The organism is Pseudoalteromonas sp. 2CM39R (assembly GCF_023161845.1).
This window is the reverse complement of record NZ_JALNTM010000023.1, coordinates 1-19556: the sequence shown is the minus strand read 5'-3', so window position 1 is coordinate 19556 and position 19556 is coordinate 1. Positions and strand designations below refer to the sequence as shown.

Genomic DNA, 19556 nt, shown 5'->3' with positions numbered 1-19556 from the left:
AACTGCACACATTTTTGTTATGATAATGGCCGCTATTACAGCGGCCATTTTTTGTTTTTAAAACGGAAACACACAGTTATGCATTGCCCATTTTGCACCGCCAAAGATACTAAAGTTATTGATTCTCGCCTTGTTGGTGGGGGACACCAAGTACGTAGACGTCGTGAATGTAATGAATGCCACGAACGATTTACCACCTTTGAAGGGGCTGAATTAGTCATGCCGCGAGTTATTAAGCAAGATGGCAGCCGCGAACCGTTTAATGAAGATAAGTTACTAAATGGCTTAACTCGCGCCCTTGAAAAGCGTCCTGTAAGTACTGAACAAGTTGACGAAGTAGTTAATATAATTAAATCGCAGCTGCGAGCCACTGGCGAACGCGAAGTGTCTAGCCATTTGGTGGGTGAGTGCATTATGGAAGCGCTTAAAAAGTTAGATAAAGTGGCCTATGTAAGATTCGCCTCAGTGTATCGCTCGTTTGAAGATATACGCGAATTTGGTGAAGAAATAGCCCGCTTAGGAGAGTAGTAATGACCATGCAAAGTTCGTTTTCAGAGGATGATAAACGCTACATGGCTCGCGCTATTGAACTGGCAAAAAAAGGGCGCTTTACCACCACTCCTAATCCTAATGTTGGCTGCGTACTCGTAAAGAATAATAAAGTAATAGGTGAAGGGTTTCATCAGTTAGCGGGTCAAGGTCACGCTGAGGTAAACGCACTGGCTATGGCTGGCGAAAATGCCAAAGGCGCAACCGCTTATGTAACCCTAGAGCCTTGCAGTCATTATGGTCGCACACCGCCTTGCGCTGAAGGGCTAAAGGCTGCGGGTGTGAAAAAAGTGATTGCTGCTATGGTTGACAGCAACCCGCAAGTTGCAGGCAAAGGTCTGAAAATTTTAGCGGATGCTGGTATAGAAGTTGCTCACGGATTACTTGAAGAGCAAGCTCGCGCATTAAACCTTGGGTTTTTTAAGCGCATGGAGCAGGGATTACCCTTTGTGACTTGCAAAATGGCCGCCAGTATAGATGGTAAAACGGCGCTTAAAAACGGGCAAAGTAAATGGATAACTGGCCCCGCAGCGCGTCAAGATGTGCAACTATACCGAGCACAAAGCTGTGCAATTTTAACCGGTGCCGATACGGTATTAATGGATGATGCAAAATTAAATGTGCGCCCAGAAGAGTTACCGTATTCTTTACCAACTGATTTACCACTGCGCCAACCGGTTCGCGTTATTATTGACTCACAAAATAGACTTACCCCTGATCTTGCCTTATTTTCAATTCAAAGTGAGGTGATAATATTTACCACCAAGGTTGATAAATCGCATCAGTGGCCTCATTTTGTTAAACAGATTGAAGTACATGAAAATAATAATAAAGTAGATTTACTGGCCGTGTTAAACACGCTTGCCCAATTGCAGTTTAATAATGTGTGGCTAGAGGCTGGAGCAACACTGGCCGGTAAAATGACAGAACTTGATTTAATTGATGAGTTTGTTTTTTACATTGCTCCTAAATTAATGGGCAGCGATGCTAAAAGTTTACTAAATTTCCCAGAGTTAATGAGTATGCAAAATACCATTAATTTAACTTTTAATGAGTGTGTGCCAATCGGTGATGATCTACGTATCACAGCACTAAAAAAAGCTCATTAATCATTTTATATAAAGAGTAGCACTATGTTTACTGGAATAGTTGAAGCGACAGGTAAAATTGCGTTATTACAAAAAAAACTAGGTGATTTAGCTATTCGTATCCAAAGTAAAAACCTTGATATGAGTGATGTTAAGTTAGGTGACAGTATTGCAACTAATGGTGTATGCCTGACGGTTGTTGATAAGCATATTGATGGCTTTAGTGCTGACTTATCAAATGAAACGATTAGCTTAACAGGGTTTGCACATTACGCATTAGGGCAAACCGTTAATCTAGAAAAGGCGATGCAACCTGTTTCGCGCCTCGGTGGTCATTTAGTATCTGGCCATGTAGATGGTATTGCCACTATCACAGCAATTAATGCCAATGCGCGAGCAACAGAATATTGGTTAGCCACCGATGAAAATTTAATGAAATACATTCCTTACAAAGGGTCGGTTTGTATTGATGGTATTAGCCTGACGGTTAATGCGGTTGAAGGTAATAAATTTAAACTAACGATTGTGCCCCACACCAGCGGGCAAACGACCATAGCTGATTTTCAAGTCGGTACCAAAGTGAATTTAGAGGTCGACCAAATAGCACGTTATTTAGAGCGCCTAGTTAGAGGGGCTGAGCAACCTACGGGTTCAGATATTTCGATGAGCTTACTCGCTAAAGCGGGCTTTATAAAATAACGACATTGACAACTTATACGAGCAACTTATGAATTTAAACAGCGCACAAGAAATAATTGATGACATTAAAGCCGGTAAAATGGTTATTTTAATGGATGATGAAGACAGAGAAAATGAAGGCGATTTAATTATTGCTGCTGAACACATTAGTGCAGAAGCGATTAACTTTATGGCGACTCATGGCCGTGGACTAATTTGTTTAACTATGACTCAAGAGCGTTGCTCGCAGCTTGATTTACCATTAATGGTAAAAAATAATGGTGCCGCATTCTCAACTAATTTCACTATGTCGATTGAAGCATCAAAAGGGGTTACCACAGGTATTTCTGCAGCGGATCGTGCTCGCACTGTTCAAGCTGCCATAGCTAAAGGCGCTGTGCCAAGCGATATTGTACAACCAGGTCATATTTTTCCTATTATGGCGCAACCAGGCGGCGTGTTAACACGTGCAGGGCATACAGAAGCGGGGTGTGACTTAGCGCGTTTAGCAGGGCTTGAGCCTTCATCAGTGATTGTAGAAATCCTAAATGAAGATGGCACCATGGCGCGTCGTCCTGATTTAGAAGTATTTGCTAAGCAACATGATATTAAAATTGGCACCATTGCTGATTTAATCGAGTACCGCAACCTAAACGAAACCACAATTGAGCAAGTTGCAAAATGTAAATTGCCAACTGAACATGGTGAGTTTGACTTAGTGACTTACAAAGACACCATTGATGGGCAGTTACACTATGCATTGCTTAAAGGTGAAATAAAACAACAAGAACCGACCTTAGTACGTGTGCACTTACAAAGTACCTTTAACGATATTTTACTCTCTGATCGCAATGCTGACCGTAGTTGGGGTTTATCGCAAGCAATGGCTTATATTGCTGAGCATAATGGCGCCTTAGTTATTTTAGGTAAGCAAGAAAGTACTGACGAATTAGAAGCGACTGTTAAAGCATTCGCTGCAGCTGATGCTGGCGAGAGTGTAACGCCACGCAAATTCCAAGGTACTTCACGTACCGTAGGTGTAGGCTCGCAAATTTTGGCTGATTTAGGTATCCAAAAAATGCGTTTGATGAGTTTACCGAAAAAATATCATGCATTATCAGGCTTCCATTTAGAAGTTGTTGATTACGTAGAGCCACAATAATTACACGCTAGGCTATTATTTTATTTATGTGGTATAATGCGCAGCAATTTTTGCGCAACCGAAATCGCTTAAACTTATTTTTAGGGTTATCAAATGAAAATTATTGAAGGTAATAAATACGCTCCAGGCAAAAAGTTTGCCATTGTCATTTCTCGTTTCAATGACTTTATTGGTAGTAGCTTGCTTGCAGGTGCTGTTGATGAGCTAAAACGTACTGGTGGAGTATCAGAAGATGATATTACCGTAATTTACGTACCAGGTGCGGTTGAATTACCTTTAGCAGCGAAACGCGTTGCAGCAAAAAAAGAATATGATGCAATTATCGCCTTAGGTGTAGTGATCAGAGGGGGCACGCCTCACTTTGATCTCGTCGCTGGCGAGTCAAATAAAGGGCTTGCACAAGTATCACTTGAGTATGATATCCCGGTTGCATTTGGCGTATTAACCACTGAAAGCATTGAGCAAGCAATTGAGCGCGCAGGTACCAAAATGGGTAACAAAGGCGGCGAAGCTGCTTTAGGTGCGCTTGAAATGGTTAATGTGTTAGATAAAATTTAAGTTTAAGGAATTTTTGTGAAACCAGCAGCAAGACGTAAAGCACGTATCTTAGCACTTCAAGCCGTGTATTCATGGCAATTAAGCGGCAATGCAATTGCCGATATCGAACAACAAATGTTGATCGAAAACGATGTGACTAAAATTGATGTTGAATATTTTAAAGATTTAGCGCGTGGAGTTGCAGTAAACCACAAGCAACTAGACGAAGCTGTATCGCCTCATTTAACTCGTCCATTTGATGAATTAGACGAAGTTGAACGTGCAATCTTACGTTTAAGCAGCTACGAGCTTAAATTTCGTGAAGACGTTCCTTACAAAGTGGCTATCAATGAAAGTATTGAATTAGCTAAAATGTTTGGCGCTGAAGATAGCCATAAATTTGTAAACGGTGTACTTGATAAAGCTGTAAAACAGTTACGCAAGTAATAACAACTTTAGCTGATTTTTATCATCAGATGAGTTGTTATAAATAACCGTTAAAAAGGAGAGCCGGCATAGGCCGGCTTTTTTGTGTATGAAGGAATTTGAATTAATTAATCGTTACTTTAAAGGTCGTGGCATTACTCGTCGCGATGTTAATTTAGGGATTGGAGATGACTGTGCGCTTGTCACAGTCCCAGCGAACTGTCAGCTTGCTGTAACCACAGATACCTTAGTTGCTGGGGTGCATTTTTTTCATGATATCTCCCCTCGCGCATTAGGGCATCGAGCTCTTGCTGTTAATTTAAGTGATTTAGCTGCCATGGGCGCAGAGCCTACTTGGGTATCGGTTGCACTTACCTTACCTAGTATCGATCCACAATGGATTGCTGAGCTGACTGATGGCATGCATGAAATTGCTGAGTACTTTAACGTTCAGATCATTGGTGGTGATACCACTCAAGGTCCACTTAGTATTACTATTTGTGCAAAAGGTACAGTTCCTGAAGGCACAGCATTACGTAGAAGTGGTGCAAAAGTGGGTGATTGGATTTTTGTAACCGGTCCGCTTGGTGATGCTGGGTTGGCGATTGAATCGAAAAAACAAGGCTTATCGATTGCACCTGAACACTTAAAAGATATTAATAAACGTTTAAATTTCCCCACGCCACGTGTAGCTGCTGGGCAAGCGTTACGAGGCTTGGCATCGTCGGCCATTGATATTTCCGATGGGTTACTAGCCGACTTAGGGCATGTGCTAAATTTATCACAAGTTAGTGCCACCATTAATATTGAAAATGTCCCCACCTCAGATGCCATGCAAGCGAGTCTTGATTTTGAGCAGCGACTTCCTTTTGTTCTTAACTATGGCGATGATTACGAGTTACTGTATACCGTTGCTGATAGTAACAAGAGTATGCTAGATATTAAGCTGCGCCAATACGGTGTAGAGGCAAGCTGTATCGGGCAAATAAAAAGTGGTGACGGCAATATAGAGTTATTACACCAAGGTGAGAAGTTTGCTTTTGAACATAAAGGTTTTGAGCACTTTTCCAAGGAGCAGGTTTGAATAAAAACCGATTATTTAATTTAAAACGCCCACATCAATTTTTTGGCTTGGGTTTTGGTACTGGGCTTGCACCAAAAGCACCTGGTACATTTGGCACATTGGCAGCATTACCGTTTATTTTTATTACCATGCATTTTCCGCTATGGTTACAAATTGTATTTGCAGTAGTCATAAGTATCTTTGGTATTTGGGCATGTGGAAAAACAGCCGATGACCTTCAAGTACATGATCATCCCGCAATTGTTTGGGACGAAGTTGCTGGTTATTATATTACTATGATTGGCGCAGCACTTAACTGGCAAACATTACTGGTTGGCTTTTTACTGTTTCGCTTTTTTGATATAGCAAAGCCAGGGCCGATTCGCATACTCGATAAACGTGCCCATGGTGGGTTTGGTATTATGGCCGATGATGTACTTGCAGGTATTTTTTCGCTTATTTGTTTGCAAGCATTGATAAAAGTAGGTTTACTACCCTTTTAATTTATTATTTGTTTAACTAGGTGGCAGCACTATGATGCGATTTTTATTGGTTTGTGTACTTATGCTATGTGCCATGCCAAGTACGGCTTCAATTACTGATTACGTAGTTAAACAATGGAATATCAAAGACGGCTTACCCTCACAATCCCTAAAAAGTGTAGTACAAGATAACCAAGGCTATATGTGGCTTGGCACTCAATTTGGATTAAGCCGTTTTGATGGCAATACCTTCACTAATTATAATACCCAAAATAGTTTATTTTTACCCAGCAATGGTATTAATAAATTATTGATCGATGGCGAAGGATTATTGTGGGTAGGCACTAAAAATGGCCTTGTGGTCATTGACCCTGAAAAGCTAACCGCACAAGAGTTTAATATTAAAGGCCCTGTAAGAGATATTCTTGAAGATTCTCAAGGCAGTATCTGGATAGCAGCTAATGGGCTCTATTATATAGACAGAGGCCAAATAGAACTCCGCGACCAACTAAATAACCCTAGTCCTATTGTAAACGCCACAGCTATCACTCAAATTGTGGGATCGGTCAGTAAAATGGCGCTTTCACCTGAGGGAATTTGGCTGGTTAACGACCGTAATTTATTACGTTTAACGCAAAGCTCGTCTGACTTTTCTAAATTACGCTTAGAACTAACTGCTAAAGTGGCTCTGCCTGATCGTTTAGCGCAAACCATTGTTCACGATCTATCGTTTTTAAATGGTAATTTGTACCTAGCTTCTGAGTTAGGGGCTTACTTTTTAGATTTAGATGACGAGCTACGTCCGTTTCCACTGCCCAATGCTAATAACTCAGCTGTGTATAAGTTTATGAGCGATGGTAATGGCGGCTTGTGGATATCAACCTATGGACGTTTATTATTTAGAGCTAAATCTAATGATTGGCAGTGGGTTGAACCCAGCCAATTAGATCAGAGCATTTGGTTTGCCGATATATTTAGAGATGATGAAAATAACATATGGCTAGCGAGTTTTAGTGAAGGGTTATGGCTTGCTCACGAAGGGCGAATAGAGCGCCATTCAGCCATTTCTAAAATGACCGAAGCGGTGATGGCTATTAGTAAATCACCTGATGGTAAATTATGGATTGCCAATAAAAGTGGCATTGGTTATTTTGATGCCGATAAAACCTTTATTAATGTTATCAATAGTGCCAAGTATGGAAATGCCTCGGTACATGACCTGCAATTTGATGGCGATCGCCTTTATATTGCTACTGGCAGAGGCTTGTTTTTCTATGAGTCGAACACCTTATATAGTTTCCCTGCTCGTGCGTTGAGCGATAACCCTGTTTTTGCAATTAGCACTTCAACTAAAGGCGGCTTTTGGGTAGGCACCGGACGAGGGTTATATCGTCTAAATTATAATGGCTTAAACCCTTTTGCGTACAATGCGTTCTTAGGTAGTAAGTTTGTTACTTATGTTCTAGATAAACCAAATTTTGGCGTGATTGGTACCAGTAAAGGCGCGTATTACTTTACTGAACGCGGGATAGAAAAAATAGGTGACCAAACCACCTTAGAAAGTGCGTACGTTACTAGCATTTTACACATTAAAGGCGTAGGTATTTTAATTGGTTCGTTGAATGATGGTTTGTTTTATCGCAGTGGACAAGGGCAATGGCAGCAACTAGACGCCGCCAATGGACTGCCATATGGTTCTATATTCAGCTTAGAATACGATGACACCTCAAAGCGAATTTGGGTAAGCACCATGAAAGGGGTTTACCGTATGCCTGTTGAGCAATTTAAAGCCAACATCGAAAGCCTAAAAGTAGAAGAAGTGATCTCTTCATTTGACCGTCAGCTCGATGGTAAAGCCAGCCAATGCTGTAATGGTTTAGGCCATGATGCGGTGGTTGATATGGATAACTCTATTTGGTATCCCAGTTTGCAAGGCGTTGTAGAAATTCCTAAAGACGTAGAGTTATTTGGATTACGCTCACTTAAACCAACTATAGAAACCTTAACGACGCCATCACGAAAGCTCGCAGCAGCTGCTTTAGGCGAAAAACCAGTTCTTGAGACCGATGAGCGTGATGTGACACTTACCTATACCGCGATTGATTATTACGCTCCGGCAAGTATTGAGTTTAGATATAAACTCAATGGACTTGATAACGATTGGCGCTATGCAAATACCCGCAGAGAAGCAATTTATACAAATTTACCCGCCGGTATGTTTTTATTTGAATTAGAAACTAAACGCCAAGGTGAGGATTGGGGTAAAGCGCAATCAGCAGAATATGCGTTTATTGTTCCAGAGCGATTTGGTGAAACTATCTACTTTAGGTTACTGATCACCAGTGGTTTCGTACTGCTGTTTTATTTAGTGTTTTGGGTCTTTAAAGTTCAAGAGCGACGCAAGCAACAGGTACTCGAAGGGCTTATTACTGAGCGAACCCTAGAGCTTCGCCAAGCGAATGATAAATTAAACCAAGTAAATTCTCAGCTTAAACTTGTTAGTCACTCTGATGAGCTAACTGGGCTGAGAAGTCGTCGTTTCTTGTTTGATCAATTACCAAAAGATATTGAGCATTTTCAACGTAACTCACAGTCATTGCAGGCTCAGGGTAAATCTTTGGTGCTATTAATTATTAATCTAGATAACTTTAGCCGTATTAATGATGCCTATGGCCCTATTGCTGGAGATAGTTGTTTACAACAAGTAGCTGCATTACTTAACTCGCGTACTCAAGGCTCTGATTATGTTGCTCGGTGGAGTGGAGATGAGTTTTTACTGTTATTACGCGATTTTAAGTGTAATTTGATCGACAGCTATGTATCTGAATTATGCCAAGCTATTGCCGATTATACTTTCCAGCTTCCTAACGGTGAAACAACCAATATAACAGCGTCAGTGGGTTGGTCTTTCTATCCGCTACCCCTGTTAGGTGGGCAAGTTATTAGCTGGGAAACATCGATTAATTTAGCTGACATCGCTTTACATCAAGTTAAAAAACGCGGCGGCGATGGCGTCGCTAACATTACTTTTGACGAGCAACTAGACGCATTTGAGTTTGAGCAAAACCCGAATGTTGAACAGCAAATTGGTTTGTTACAAAGTAATGGCTTAGCCGATATTAAGGTATGGATGCGCTAGAGATTATAAGTGAGCAACAAAAAAGGAGCCAAAGGCTCCTTTTTTATTAAACACTATAAATATTAGCTCATAAATGCTTTAATTGAAGTTAATATGCCTTGCTCACCTAACCCCATTTCATCGTGCATTTGCTGTTGCGTACCGTGTTTAATAAATTCATCCGGTATACCTAAGTTAAGTATTTTTACAGTCGTTTTTTGGGTAGCTAAATACTCATTAACCGCCGAACCTGCACCACCAGAAATTGCATTATCTTCAAGTGTTACAATGATATCGTGGTTAGCGACAAGTTCATCAATTAAACCAGAATCAAGTGGTTTAATAAATCGCATATTAACTAAAGTGGCATTGAGATCATCTGAGGCTAATTGGGCGTTTTCAAGCAAGGTACCAAATGACAATATAGCTACTTTAGCACCTTGTTTAATTACGTTAGCTTTACCAATTTCGAGCTGTTGCATAGCGCTTTGAATGTCTGCTGTGCCCGCACTGCCACGCGGGTAACGCACAGCTACTGGGCAATTGGCTTGATAGCCAGTGTATAGCATTTGACGGCATTCGTTAGTATCGCTAGGTGCCATAATAACCATGTTAGGAATACAGCGCATAAAGCTTAGGTCATAGGCGCCTTGGTGAGTTTCACCATCGGCTCCGACAATACCTGCGCGGTCAATAGCAAATAATACCGGTAGGTTTTGCAATGCAACGTCGTGAATTAGTTGATCATACGCACGTTGTAAAAAGCTAGAGTAGATAGCCACAACGGGTTTTAACCCTTCACAGGCAAAACCTGCAGCAAGGGTTACAGCGTGCTGCTCAGCAATTGCCACATCAAAATATTGTTCAGGGTGTTCTTTAGAAAAACGCACCATCCCCGAACCTTCTCGCATCGCAGGGGTAATTGCCATCAATTTGCTGTCTTGCTCTGCCATATCGCAAAGCCAATCACCAAATACATTTGAGAAAGTAGCCGCACTTGGCTTAGATTTTGGTAAACTTGAAGTTGCAGGATCAAATTTTGGTACGCCATGATAACCAATCGGATCGGCTTCTGCGGGCTTGTAACCTTTGCCTTTTTGGGTTTTTATATGTAAAAGTTGTGGGCCTTTTAAGTTACGCATGTTACGCAGCGTATCAACCAGCATATTCACATCATGGCCATCAATTGGGCCAATATAATTTAGGCCTAACTCTTCAAAAAAGGTACCCGGGATCATCATCCCTTTAATGTGTTCTTCCATACGGCTGGCAAGTTCTTTTACCGGCGGTACACCAGAAAGAAGCTTTTTACTGCCTTCGCGGATGTTGGTATAAAAGCTACCTGATAAAATACGCGCAAAATGATTGGTTAACGCGCCGACGTTTTCAGAAATCGACATTTCGTTATCGTTCAAAATAATCAACATATCTGATTTAACATCACCTAAGTGATTCATCGCCTCAAAGGCCATACCTGCGGTAATTGCGCCATCGCCTATCACCGCCACGGTTTTACGACCTTTGCCTTCTTTTTGCGCAGCAATAGACATACCCAGCGCCGCTGAAATAGAGGTACTTGAATGGCCAACACTAAACGTATCGTATTCACTTTCGTCTCTAAATGGAAATGGGTGCAATCCATCTTTTTGACGAATGGTGTGCATTTGGTCACGACGTCCCGTCAGTATTTTATGTGGGTAGGCTTGATGACCTACATCCCAAACTAAACGGTCGTCGGGAGTGTTGTACACATAATGTAATGCAACGGTAAGTTCTACGGTTCCTAAACCAGACGCTAAATGGCCGCTACTTTGCGATACTGAATTGAGTAAGTAATCACGCAATTCATGGCTAAATGCAGGAAGCTTATCTTGTGCTAAGTCTCGCAAGTGGGCTGGTTCGTTCACCAAATTAAGTAATGGATACTTGCTGCTATCAAGTGTCATGGTTTTTTATATATCCTTCGCTAATATTAACTTCCCTCAAAAAAGCTAAGTTTAAGAGGCGACTTAATATTTAGTAATAATTTTGTTCTAAGATTTAATACGTTTTAGCCATGTTTAATGGTCACGTTCAATTAAATAGTTTGCCAATGCTGCTAAGCTGGTTGTGTCTGCGTCAATATTAGCTAACGCCTCATGGGCTTGTTGTATCAAATTTAGTGCTTTTTGCTTAGCACCTAGCATACCTAATAAAGCCGGGTATGTCGCTTTATTCGCGGCAATATCTGACCCTTGAGGCTTACCTAAAGTTAGTGTGTCGCCCTCAACATCTAAAATATCGTCATGAACCTGAAAGGCCAGCCCGATAGCATACCCAAAAGTAGATAAGTTATCTAAAGTGTGTTGGCTAATATTAGGGGCACAAAGTGCGCCCAAAGTAATCGCACAATTTATTAATGCGCCTGTTTTAAGTTTATGAATACGTTCTAATTCATCAACCGTAATAACTTTATCTGTTGCTGCAATATCGCGGCCTTGTCCGGCAACCATTCCTTGCAAGCCTGAAGCATGTGCTAATTCTGCAATCATTTTTAACTGAGCTTCTGTTGAGCATTTAAATGTGTGCTTAGCAATAAGCTCAAACGCTAAGGTTTGCAGTGCGTCACCTGCTAAAATAGCTTGTGCTTCACCATAGACAATATGACATGTAGGACGGCCACGACGTAAATCATCGTCATCCATAGCGGGTAAATCGTCATGCACTAATGAATAACTATGAATGCATTCTATCGCTGCTGCCAGCACATCTAAATCACGTTTTTCAGCACCGAGCATTTTGCCTGTGGTATAAACCAAAAAAGGGCGTAATCTCTTCCCGCCATTCATTAGACTATAATGGGTGGCTTCTTTTATGGTGCTGTCGCTTTCAAGAGGTTGTTCGAAATAAAGGTTGAGTGTATTGGCTACATCATCTTGAGCGAGCTTTATTTGTTCTTTTATGCTCACAATTATTCCAAATCGTTATCAAATTGAGTAAGCGGTGCTTTTTCGTCATTACCCATTAATATCGACACCTTTTGCTCGGCTTGTTGAAGTTTACCGGAAGACGCACTGGCTAATGCAATGCCGCGCTCAAATTGCTTTAAAGACTGTTCAAGCGATAAATCACCTTGTTCCATTTCACTGACAATTGTTGTTAATTCTTCTAGTGCTTGTTCGAAACTTAAATTTTCAGGTTTTTTAGTCGCCATCTTTATTTTCAACTTACATAATAAATTTAGACGCCAATTTTAGGGGGAATGCTAAACTAGGTCAAAGAATGTTATGTTTTTTTGATAGATAAATGCTGTTAATTGGGTTTTACTGCGCTTCAGCGTTATTTTTAAATTATAAATTCTGATTAGTTAGATTGATTACCTATGTTGATCTAAAATAGGACTAATCGTAATTTTATCGTTTATCATAAAAATCACTTAAGTATTTCAGTATCTTGCCGATATACATTTAATAACAACGCTTGCGAAGAAAAAATATAAAACCTTTGGAGGGAATGTGGATTTAGCAACCATTATTGGGATCCTTGGCGCAATTGGCTTAATTGTCATGTCCATGTTTATGAGTAGTAGCGGTGAAGTCGGTATGTTTTACAATACCCCTTCAGTGGTTATTGTATTTGGTGGCTCCCTTTTTATCGTTTTATCCAATTTTACTATGTCGCAATTTTTAGGCATTGGTAAGGTTTGTGCTAAAGCGTTTATGTTTAAAATTGAACCCCCTGAAGCGTTAATTGAAAAGGCGGTTGAGCTAGCAGATTCTGCCCGAAAAGGCGGGTTTCTAGCATTAGAAGAGGCTGAAATTCCAAATCCATTTATGCGTAAAGGTGTTGATATGCTCGTGGATGGGCATGATGCGGATGTGGTGCGTGCAACATTACAAAAAGATATTTCCCTGACGACAACTCGTCATGAAATGGGCGCAAGCTTATTTAAGTCGCTAGGTGATATTGCTCCCGCAATGGGGATGATTGGTACATTAATCGGCTTGGTGGCTATGTTATCAAATATGGATGATCCAAAAGCAATCGGCCCAGCCATGGCGGTAGCCTTGTTAACAACGTTGTATGGGGCATTTTTGGCGAATGTTGTCGCCATTCCTATTCAGGTAAAACTTGAATTGCGTAAAGATGAAGAAGCAATGAACCAGCGACTTATTTTGGATGCGGTATTAGGCATCCAAGATGGCCAAAACCCTAAAGTAATTGAGGGGATCTTGAAAAATTATTTGGCTGAGTCTAAACGCGCGGTAAACACTGAGGAATAGTTATGTCTGATGAAGAGTGTAAATGCCCACCCCCAGGGTTACCTGCATGGATGGGGACATTTGCCGATTTAATGTCGCTATTAATGTGCTTTTTTGTACTCTTACTCGCGTTTTCTGAAATGGATGTGCTTAAATTTAAGCAAATTGCAGGCTCTATGAAGTTTGCTTTTGGTGTACAAAATAAAATTGAAGTTAAAGATATTCCAAAAGGCACCTCAGTTATTGCGATGGAGTTTACTCCAGGTAAACCTGAGCCAACCCCCATTGAAACTATTCAGCAACAAACAGTTGAAATGACTCAGCAAATGCTAGAGTTTCAGGCGGGCGATGAAAGTTCAGCCGGCGGACGGCAAGAACAACGAGGCGAAAAACGAGGTGGTGAGTCTAGCAGCACCTCTGAGGAAGTTGCTTCAGCGCCTTCAGTTTCTGCTGCCGATCAAGAGCAAATAAATGACTTAGTTAAAAAAATTGCACAACAGCTTGAAAAGCAAATTATTGATGGAGCTATTGAGCTTGAGTCATTAGGTCAGCAAATCATTATTCGTATTAGAGAAAATGGTTCGTTTCCATCGGGCAGTGCGTTTTTACAACCCCAGTTTAAACCTATCATTCAGGATATTGGCCGGTTATTAAAAGATGTGCCAGGTGAAATCACTGTCTCCGGTCACACTGATGACTTTCAAGTTTCTAATGAACTTTATATTAATAACTGGGATTTATCCTCTAAACGAGCTGTTGCGGTAGCAAGTGAACTGCAAAAAGTCGCTGGTTTTGATAAGACCCGAATGATGGTCGTTGGGCGTGCAGAAACCAGACCTTTAGTGCCGAATGATTCCCGAGAAGATCGAAGACGTAACCGCCGGGTAGAAATATCAATTTTACAAGGCAAGGCGAAAGAATCAGATCCTATTGATATTAGATAGAATTTATTGGTTTTGTCCCCTTTTTTAGCATAGAATGCATTTCTCTTAACAGATGTAATTAAAAGTGGAGTGAGCATGTTAAATAAATTTTGTAGTATGCCTGGTAATGGCGATGGTACAGACGAAGATAAAAAAGTTAAGTAAGGTTTTTTAGTTTGCCTGAATGGTTTTTGTACTTCGTCAGTATATTAAGTAAAAGCTGGGTTCTTATTCTGAGCCCAGCTATTTTGTTGTTTTTTATCCTTAAGGATTATTTAGCCTTAAGGTTTGCTGCTATTACCGCTGCTTTTTTCTTATTTGGTACTATAACTTACTCAAGTTTAATGGCGTTTGATGATGGTATTTATGTATACCGTTATCTTGTATGGGCATTAACAGATATTACTTGGATGGCACTGATTGCTTATTTGGGTTTGAAAGATAAAGTGCATTTGTGGCAATGTGTACTTGGCCAACTTGTGGTTATTGCAGCCCCTATTCTGCAATTATTTCGTTTAGTAGATCGCCATCTTTGGGATTTATCGTATAGTACTGTTATGTATCAAACGTTTATGCCCTTAATAAATATCGCTACTGTTGTTATATGTTATCTACCGCTTTTATATATTTTTGTTAATAAGCGAAATAAAGCTTTAAGCTTATAACGACAAAAATACCCCTCGTTTTAAAATGATATGCTAGACTACTGTTTATATGAACAGTGTTAGAACTTGGTTATGAAACTTTATATTGCTGAAAAACCCTCTTTGGGTCGCGCTATTGCAGACGCACTTCCTAAACCGCATAAAAAGCATGATGGCTATATTGAAGTGGCAAATGGTGATTGCGTATCTTGGTGCATAGGTCATTTGCTCGAGCAAGCAGAACCCGATGACTATGATGAGCGTTTTAAAAAGTGGCAGTTTGAACATTTACCTATTGTGCCTGAGCATTGGCAACTTAAAGCAAAGCCTAAAACTCGTAAACAACTCACTATTTTAAAAAAGCTAATCAAACAAGCAACAATACTTGTACATGCTGGCGATCCTGACCGTGAAGGCCAGTTATTAGTTGATGAAGTTATAGAACAAGCAAAAATCAGCCAAGCAAAAAAACAAAATATTCAGCGTTTATTGATCAGTGACTTAAACTTAACGGCAGTTAAAAAGTCACTAAATAGTATGCGTGCTAACCGTGACTTTATTCCTTTGAGCGTTTCTGCTCTGGCGCGGTCTCGTGCTGATTGGTTGTTTGGCATGAACTTGACGCGTGCATACACATTAGCGGGGCAAAAAGCGGGATTTGGTAATGTATTGTCGGTTGGGCGAGTGCAAACACCCATTTTGGGCCTAGTAGTTAATCGCGATAACGAGATAGCAAATTTTGTATCAAAACCATTTTATGAAGTACTTGCTCACCTTGATACACCTAAGGAGCAATCATTTACTGCTAAGTGGATACCAAGTAAAGCGTGTGAACCTTATCAAGATGATGAGGGCAGAGTGCTTAACAAAGCTTTAGCTGAAAATGTAACTTCACGTATCGCTAGTCAACCAGCAAGCGTAACTGCTCTTGAGCAAAAGCAAAAAAAACAAACCGCGCCGCTTCCCTATAATTTGTCTGCTTTACAAATAGATGCCGCTAAAGCGTTCGGATTGCCAGCGCAAAAAGTGCTCGATACTTGCCAGGTTTTATATGAACGTCATAAGTTAATTACTTACCCACGCTCAGATAATCGTTATTTACCAAAAGATCATCACCAAGATGCAGCTGCGATACTAAAAGCGATTGCAGTAAATGGAGGCCAAAAAGCAGAATTTGTTAATGGAGCAGATGCAAAAAAACGAAGTAAATGTTTTAACGATTCAAAAGTAGCAGCTCATCACGCGATTGTACCAACAGCTAAACAGTTAAAAAGTGTGAGTTTAGCCAGTGATGAAGCAAAAATTTATCAGTTAATAAGTCGACACTATTTAATTCAGTTTTATCCCGATTACATTTATAACGAAACCAAGGTAGAGGTAATTATAGCGGGTGGTTTATTCAAAGCTAATGCAAAACAAGATGTAGACTTGGGTTTTAAATTGCTTATGGGTAAGTCAGAACTTAAAGAAGAAGCAACGTTGCCTTATTTGGAAAAAGGCATGGTACTTACCTGTACTAAAGGTGAGGTGGTGCAAAAGCATACAACTCCTCCTGCTCATTTTACCGATGCAACCTTACTTGCTGCTATGACGGGAATTAGCCGTTATGTAAAAGACTCGCAAATAAAAAAAATATTAAAAGAGACAGATGGCCTTGGTACTGAAGCCACTCGCGCAGGTATCATTGAACTATTATTTAAACGTCGCTTTTTAAAACGTGAAGGAAAAGCAATTAAAGCAACTGAAACAGGTCTGGCACTAATTAGTGTATTACCTGAGGGGTTATCAAGCCCCGATTTAACTGCAAAATGGGAGTCGAGTTTAGGAGATATCGCTCAGCAAGCAATGAGTTATCAGCAATTTATACAGCCTTTGCTAGCTGATTTAACTAATTTTGTAAGCCAAGCAACTAACTGCGATAGTAATGTATTTGCACATTTGCCAAAAACATCGCCTAAGAAGCGTTTTGCTAAACGTACAAAGAAAGCGCCGTATAAAAAGTCGAGTTACAAAAAAAGCCCTGCGGTAAATTAAACTCAGGGCTTGAAAATAACCTTGAAGATTATTGATTGAATAATGCCGCAGCGGCATTGCTCATTGCAGTTATTCCTGTTGGAAGCGCTACTTTATAATCGGGAGCAAATTTACTTGAATGTAATGAAGGGAGTGTTTCGTTATTTTTCATCGCATTTGTATATTGCTGTTGGTTAACTCCGCCTAACCAAAATAAAGTAATGGGGATGTTTTCATCTGTTCTACCATATAGTCCAAAGTCTTCACCAGCCATAACAGCTTTAGTTTCAAGTACATTTTTTACACCAATTGCATCAGCAATGGCACTCCTAACTATATTTGTTTGCTCCGGATTATTGTAAGTAGATGGAATCGATTCACTTTCATGAACATACACTTCTGGGTAGAGCGCTTCTTCTAAGCCAGCACTGTGTGCAATACCTGCAGTAATACGTTTAATCGCAGCAATTTGCGCATTTCTAACTTCCGGGTTATAGCTACGCAGAGTAAGTTGTAGCTTTACTTCATCAGAAATTACATTGTGTTTTGAGCCGCCATGGATAGATCCAACAGTGATCACTGATGGTTCAAGAGGAGATAACTCCCGACTCGTAATTGTTTGTAATGCTAAAATGGTGCGAGCAGCAATAATAACAGGATCAACAGTCGTATGAGGATAGGCTCCATGGCCTCCTTTGCCTTTTATTGAAATATCAACTGAGTCGACGCTTGCCATAGTGTACTCATTTTTCAGAGCAACTTTTCCTGCAGGTACACTAGCACTAACATGCAAAGCAATAATATGATCGGGTTTTGCGTATTTGCTAAATAACCCCTCACTAAGCATTGCTTTTGCACCACCCCCAACTTCTTCAGCCGGTTGCGCAACCATCATTAAAGTACCTTGCCACGACTGTTTATTTTTAATTAGTTGTTGCGCGGTGCCTATAAATGAACTCATATGAATATCATGACCACAACCATGCATAACACCGACTTTGCTACCTTGTTTATTTATTGTGGTAACAGTTGATGCGTATGCTTTTCCAGTTTGTTCTGTTATCGGTAAAGCATCAGTATCAGTTCGAATCATAACGGTAGGGCCTTGACCATTTCTATATATACCTACGACGCCATAACCGCCAACGCTATTGGTTACATCAAACCCAAGCTTTTGAAGCTGCGAAGCCATTTTTTTACCTGTTTGCTGCTCATGATAAGACAGTTCAGGTGACTGGTGTAAATCTAGATAAAGCTTTTCTATTGCTGGCATACTTTTATTAAGATCCAACTTGAGTGTTTGCGCACTTAATAATGGGCTAACTAATAAACACAGTGCACTCGCATATACTAATTTCATATTTCCCTCATTTATATTGTATGCGTGTCTTAAATGATTTAGACACATGTCTTGTAATTATTATCTTCATCACCATATAAAAACCTAAATAGATGAACATGGCAATAACTCAATGAGCAATATAGTTAACCTTAACGCACAAAATCTTCAGCAAGTATTAGGTGAGACATCACAACAAAAGTTAGTATTACTTAACTTTTTTTCGCCTCAAAGCCCAGAATGTATTAGCCAAGCAGCTATTTTAGATAAGCTAGCCGCCGAATATAATAACTATATAGTTGTTGCAAACTTAGATTGTGATGCAGAGCAAGCTTTGGCCTCGCAACTTGCCCAGCAAGTAGGTTTACAAACTTTGCCTACCTTAGTGTTATTAAAAGACTCAGCTCCAGTTGATGTATTAGCGGGTGCACAAACAGAAAGCCAAGTACGTGACGCTCTATCTAAACATTTACCTGCGCAACAAGACCTTTTATTAGAGCAAGCCAAGCAAGCACTGGTTAATAGTGATTTAAATGCCGCGTTTAATTATGCTAAGCAAGCGTATGAATTAGATAGTAGTAATGCGAGAATTAAATTAGTGCTTGCAGATATATGTATACAGATTCACAAACTAGATGAAGCCGCAGCATTAATAGAAACAATAGACGCACAAGATCAAGATGCATACTTTAATAACATTAAAGCTAAATGTGAGGCTGCACTAGAGGCAACTGATTCACCTGAAATAAAAGCATTGCAAGAAAGGGTAGCCAAGCATCCTAATGAGCTTGAATTACAAATGGAGCTAAGTAACCTACTCAATGAAGCAGGAAGGAAAGAAGAAGCATTAGAAGCACTCTTTACTATTCTTAAAAAAGATCTGAATTTTGATGAGGCGAGACCAAACTTCTTGGCTGTTATTGCGTCTTTACCAGATGGCGATGCGCTAGCTGCTAAATATCGTCGCAAGCTTTATAGCATTTTGTATTAACGATTAAGATAAACTCTCTATAAAAAGCACCTATGTTAAGGTGTTTTTTTGTTTTTGCGTTAGGATAGCCGGGTAAAAGCAAGGTTATCCACAGGGTTTTGTGAGTATCTTGTGTGCCTAGGTGGGGTATCTTTGGGGTAAAAATTAAATGCAAAAAACCGTTTAAAAACGCTTGCGTTAAAATCGATTCGCCCTATAATGCGACCCCACTGAGACGGCAGAGCGCAACGCATAGCGAGGCACGAGCTACTCAGTGAGTCGAGTAAAACTTAGTTCTGAAAACTTTCAAGTTTAACAAAATT

18 protein-coding genes are annotated in these 19556 nt (G+C 40.2%); 14 read left to right on the top strand and 4 right to left on the bottom strand.

The window, feature by feature from the left end; genetic code table 11:
* The first annotated feature begins 78 nt into the window (after positions 1 to 78).
* The 9 genes from nrdR (at position 79) to MTF66_RS31940 (ending at position 9124) form a co-directional block, all read left to right on the top strand.
* A complete protein-coding gene (gene nrdR / locus MTF66_RS31980) occupies positions 79 to 528 on the top strand; it encodes a transcriptional regulator NrdR (RefSeq protein ID WP_010390928.1) in 450 nt (149 codons plus the stop codon).
* A 2-nt stretch (positions 529 to 530) separates the two neighbouring features.
* Positions 531 to 1658 (top strand): bifunctional diaminohydroxyphosphoribosylaminopyrimidine deaminase/5-amino-6-(5-phosphoribosylamino)uracil reductase RibD, encoded by a 1128-nt coding sequence (ribD, locus tag MTF66_RS31975; RefSeq protein WP_248529661.1) that lies wholly within the window; start codon positions 531 to 533, stop codon positions 1656 to 1658.
* Between the two features lie 24 nt (positions 1659 to 1682).
* Positions 1683 to 2336 carry a riboflavin synthase gene (locus MTF66_RS31970; RefSeq protein ID WP_248529659.1) on the top strand — a complete coding sequence of 218 codons (654 nt, stop codon included), beginning with the start codon at positions 1683 to 1685 and terminating at the stop codon, positions 2334 to 2336.
* Positions 2337 to 2364: 28 nt separating this feature from the next.
* Complete coding sequence (ribBA, locus tag MTF66_RS31965; protein ID WP_010390933.1) at positions 2365 to 3477, top strand: bifunctional 3,4-dihydroxy-2-butanone-4-phosphate synthase/GTP cyclohydrolase II; 1113 nt, start codon at positions 2365 to 2367, stop codon at positions 3475 to 3477.
* 93 nt (positions 3478 to 3570) lie between these two features.
* On the top strand, positions 3571 to 4035 hold the full coding sequence (gene ribE / locus MTF66_RS31960) for a 6,7-dimethyl-8-ribityllumazine synthase (protein WP_008110216.1): 465 nt from the start codon (positions 3571 to 3573) through the stop codon (positions 4033 to 4035).
* Positions 4036 to 4050: 15 nt separating this feature from the next.
* A complete protein-coding gene (gene nusB / locus MTF66_RS31955; RefSeq protein WP_010390936.1) occupies positions 4051 to 4461 on the top strand; it encodes a transcription antitermination factor NusB in 411 nt (136 codons plus the stop codon).
* Between the two features lie 88 nt (positions 4462 to 4549).
* Complete coding sequence (thiL, locus tag MTF66_RS31950; RefSeq protein ID WP_010390938.1) at positions 4550 to 5524, top strand: thiamine-phosphate kinase; 975 nt, start codon at positions 4550 to 4552, stop codon at positions 5522 to 5524.
* Positions 5521 to 6006 (top strand): phosphatidylglycerophosphatase A, encoded by a 486-nt coding sequence (locus MTF66_RS31945; RefSeq protein WP_008110211.1) that lies wholly within the window; start codon positions 5521 to 5523, stop codon positions 6004 to 6006. Before thiL ends, MTF66_RS31945 begins: the two co-directional genes overlap by 4 nt.
* 31 nt (positions 6007 to 6037) lie before the next feature.
* Complete coding sequence (locus MTF66_RS31940; RefSeq protein ID WP_248529657.1) at positions 6038 to 9124, top strand: diguanylate cyclase domain-containing protein; 3087 nt, start codon at positions 6038 to 6040, stop codon at positions 9122 to 9124.
* Between the two features lie 62 nt (positions 9125 to 9186).
* On the opposite strand, the gene dxs is transcribed toward MTF66_RS31940, so the two are convergent.
* From dxs to xseB, 3 genes are all read right to left on the bottom strand, one after another.
* The gene (gene dxs, locus MTF66_RS31935; protein ID WP_248529656.1) at positions 9187 to 11049 is read right to left on the bottom strand and encodes a 1-deoxy-D-xylulose-5-phosphate synthase; all 1863 of its coding nucleotides are present in this window, start codon (positions 11047 to 11049) and stop codon (positions 9187 to 9189) included.
* Between the two features lie 114 nt (positions 11050 to 11163).
* Positions 11164 to 12051 carry a (2E,6E)-farnesyl diphosphate synthase gene (gene ispA, locus MTF66_RS31930; protein ID WP_138571326.1) on the bottom strand — a complete coding sequence of 296 codons (888 nt, stop codon included), beginning with the start codon at positions 12049 to 12051 and terminating at the stop codon, positions 11164 to 11166.
* A gap of 2 nt (positions 12052 to 12053) precedes the next feature.
* The gene (gene xseB, locus MTF66_RS31925; protein ID WP_010390946.1) at positions 12054 to 12296 is read right to left on the bottom strand and encodes an exodeoxyribonuclease VII small subunit; all 243 of its coding nucleotides are present in this window, start codon (positions 12294 to 12296) and stop codon (positions 12054 to 12056) included.
* A 301-nt stretch (positions 12297 to 12597) separates the two neighbouring features.
* Between xseB and pomA the strand changes: the two genes are divergently transcribed.
* From pomA to MTF66_RS31905, 4 genes are all read left to right on the top strand, one after another.
* Positions 12598 to 13365, top strand: coding sequence for a flagellar motor protein PomA (gene pomA, locus MTF66_RS31920; RefSeq protein ID WP_010390948.1), 768 nt, complete (start codon positions 12598 to 12600; stop codon positions 13363 to 13365).
* A 2-nt stretch (positions 13366 to 13367) separates the two neighbouring features.
* Positions 13368 to 14288 carry a flagellar motor protein MotB gene (locus tag MTF66_RS31915; protein WP_010390949.1) on the top strand — a complete coding sequence of 307 codons (921 nt, stop codon included), beginning with the start codon at positions 13368 to 13370 and terminating at the stop codon, positions 14286 to 14288.
* A 155-nt stretch (positions 14289 to 14443) separates the two neighbouring features.
* Complete coding sequence (locus MTF66_RS31910) at positions 14444 to 14932, top strand: hypothetical protein (RefSeq protein ID WP_075170367.1); 489 nt, start codon at positions 14444 to 14446, stop codon at positions 14930 to 14932.
* A gap of 72 nt (positions 14933 to 15004) precedes the next feature.
* Positions 15005 to 16945 carry a DNA topoisomerase III gene (locus tag MTF66_RS31905; RefSeq protein ID WP_248529655.1) on the top strand — a complete coding sequence of 647 codons (1941 nt, stop codon included), beginning with the start codon at positions 15005 to 15007 and terminating at the stop codon, positions 16943 to 16945.
* Positions 16946 to 16973: 28 nt separating this feature from the next.
* Here the strand turns inward: MTF66_RS31905 and MTF66_RS31900 are convergent, their stop codons facing one another.
* Positions 16974 to 18284, bottom strand: a complete 1311-nt coding sequence (locus MTF66_RS31900; RefSeq protein ID WP_248529654.1) for a M20 family metallopeptidase — start codon at positions 18282 to 18284, stop codon at positions 16974 to 16976.
* Positions 18285 to 18396: 112 nt separating this feature from the next.
* Here MTF66_RS31900 and MTF66_RS31895 point away from each other — a divergent pair, with 112 nt between their 5' ends.
* Positions 18397 to 19254: a tetratricopeptide repeat protein gene (locus tag MTF66_RS31895; protein ID WP_248529653.1), complete on the top strand. Its 858-nt coding sequence runs from the start codon at positions 18397 to 18399 to the stop codon at positions 19252 to 19254.
* Positions 19255 to 19556 lie beyond the last annotated feature (302 nt).

Bases quoted from the DNA above. Each gene is read 5' to 3' on its own strand.
- MTF66_RS31900 (WP_248529654.1), bottom strand. From the start codon at position 18,284: ATGAAATTAGTATATGCGAGTGCACTGTGTTTATTAGTTAGCCCATTA.
- MTF66_RS31915 (WP_010390949.1), top strand. From the start codon at position 13,368: ATGTCTGATGAAGAGTGTAAATGCCCACCCCCAGGGTTACCTGCATGG.
- ribE (WP_008110216.1), top strand. From the start codon at position 3,571: ATGAAAATTATTGAAGGTAATAAATACGCTCCAGGCAAAAAGTTTGCC.
- ribD (WP_248529661.1), top strand. From the start codon at position 531: ATGACCATGCAAAGTTCGTTTTCAGAGGATGATAAACGCTACATGGCT.
- nrdR (WP_010390928.1), top strand. From the start codon at position 79: ATGCATTGCCCATTTTGCACCGCCAAAGATACTAAAGTTATTGATTCT.
- xseB (WP_010390946.1), bottom strand. From the start codon at position 12,296: ATGGCGACTAAAAAACCTGAAAATTTAAGTTTCGAACAAGCACTAGAA.
- ribBA (WP_010390933.1), top strand. From the start codon at position 2,365: ATGAATTTAAACAGCGCACAAGAAATAATTGATGACATTAAAGCCGGT.
- dxs (WP_248529656.1), bottom strand. From the start codon at position 11,049: ATGACACTTGATAGCAGCAAGTATCCATTACTTAATTTGGTGAACGAA.
- MTF66_RS31905 (WP_248529655.1), top strand. From the start codon at position 15,005: ATGAAACTTTATATTGCTGAAAAACCCTCTTTGGGTCGCGCTATTGCA.
- thiL (WP_010390938.1), top strand. From the start codon at position 4,550: ATGAAGGAATTTGAATTAATTAATCGTTACTTTAAAGGTCGTGGCATT.
- MTF66_RS31895 (WP_248529653.1), top strand. From the start codon at position 18,397: ATGAGCAATATAGTTAACCTTAACGCACAAAATCTTCAGCAAGTATTA.
- MTF66_RS31970 (WP_248529659.1), top strand. From the start codon at position 1,683: ATGTTTACTGGAATAGTTGAAGCGACAGGTAAAATTGCGTTATTACAA.
- MTF66_RS31940 (WP_248529657.1), top strand. From the start codon at position 6,038: ATGATGCGATTTTTATTGGTTTGTGTACTTATGCTATGTGCCATGCCA.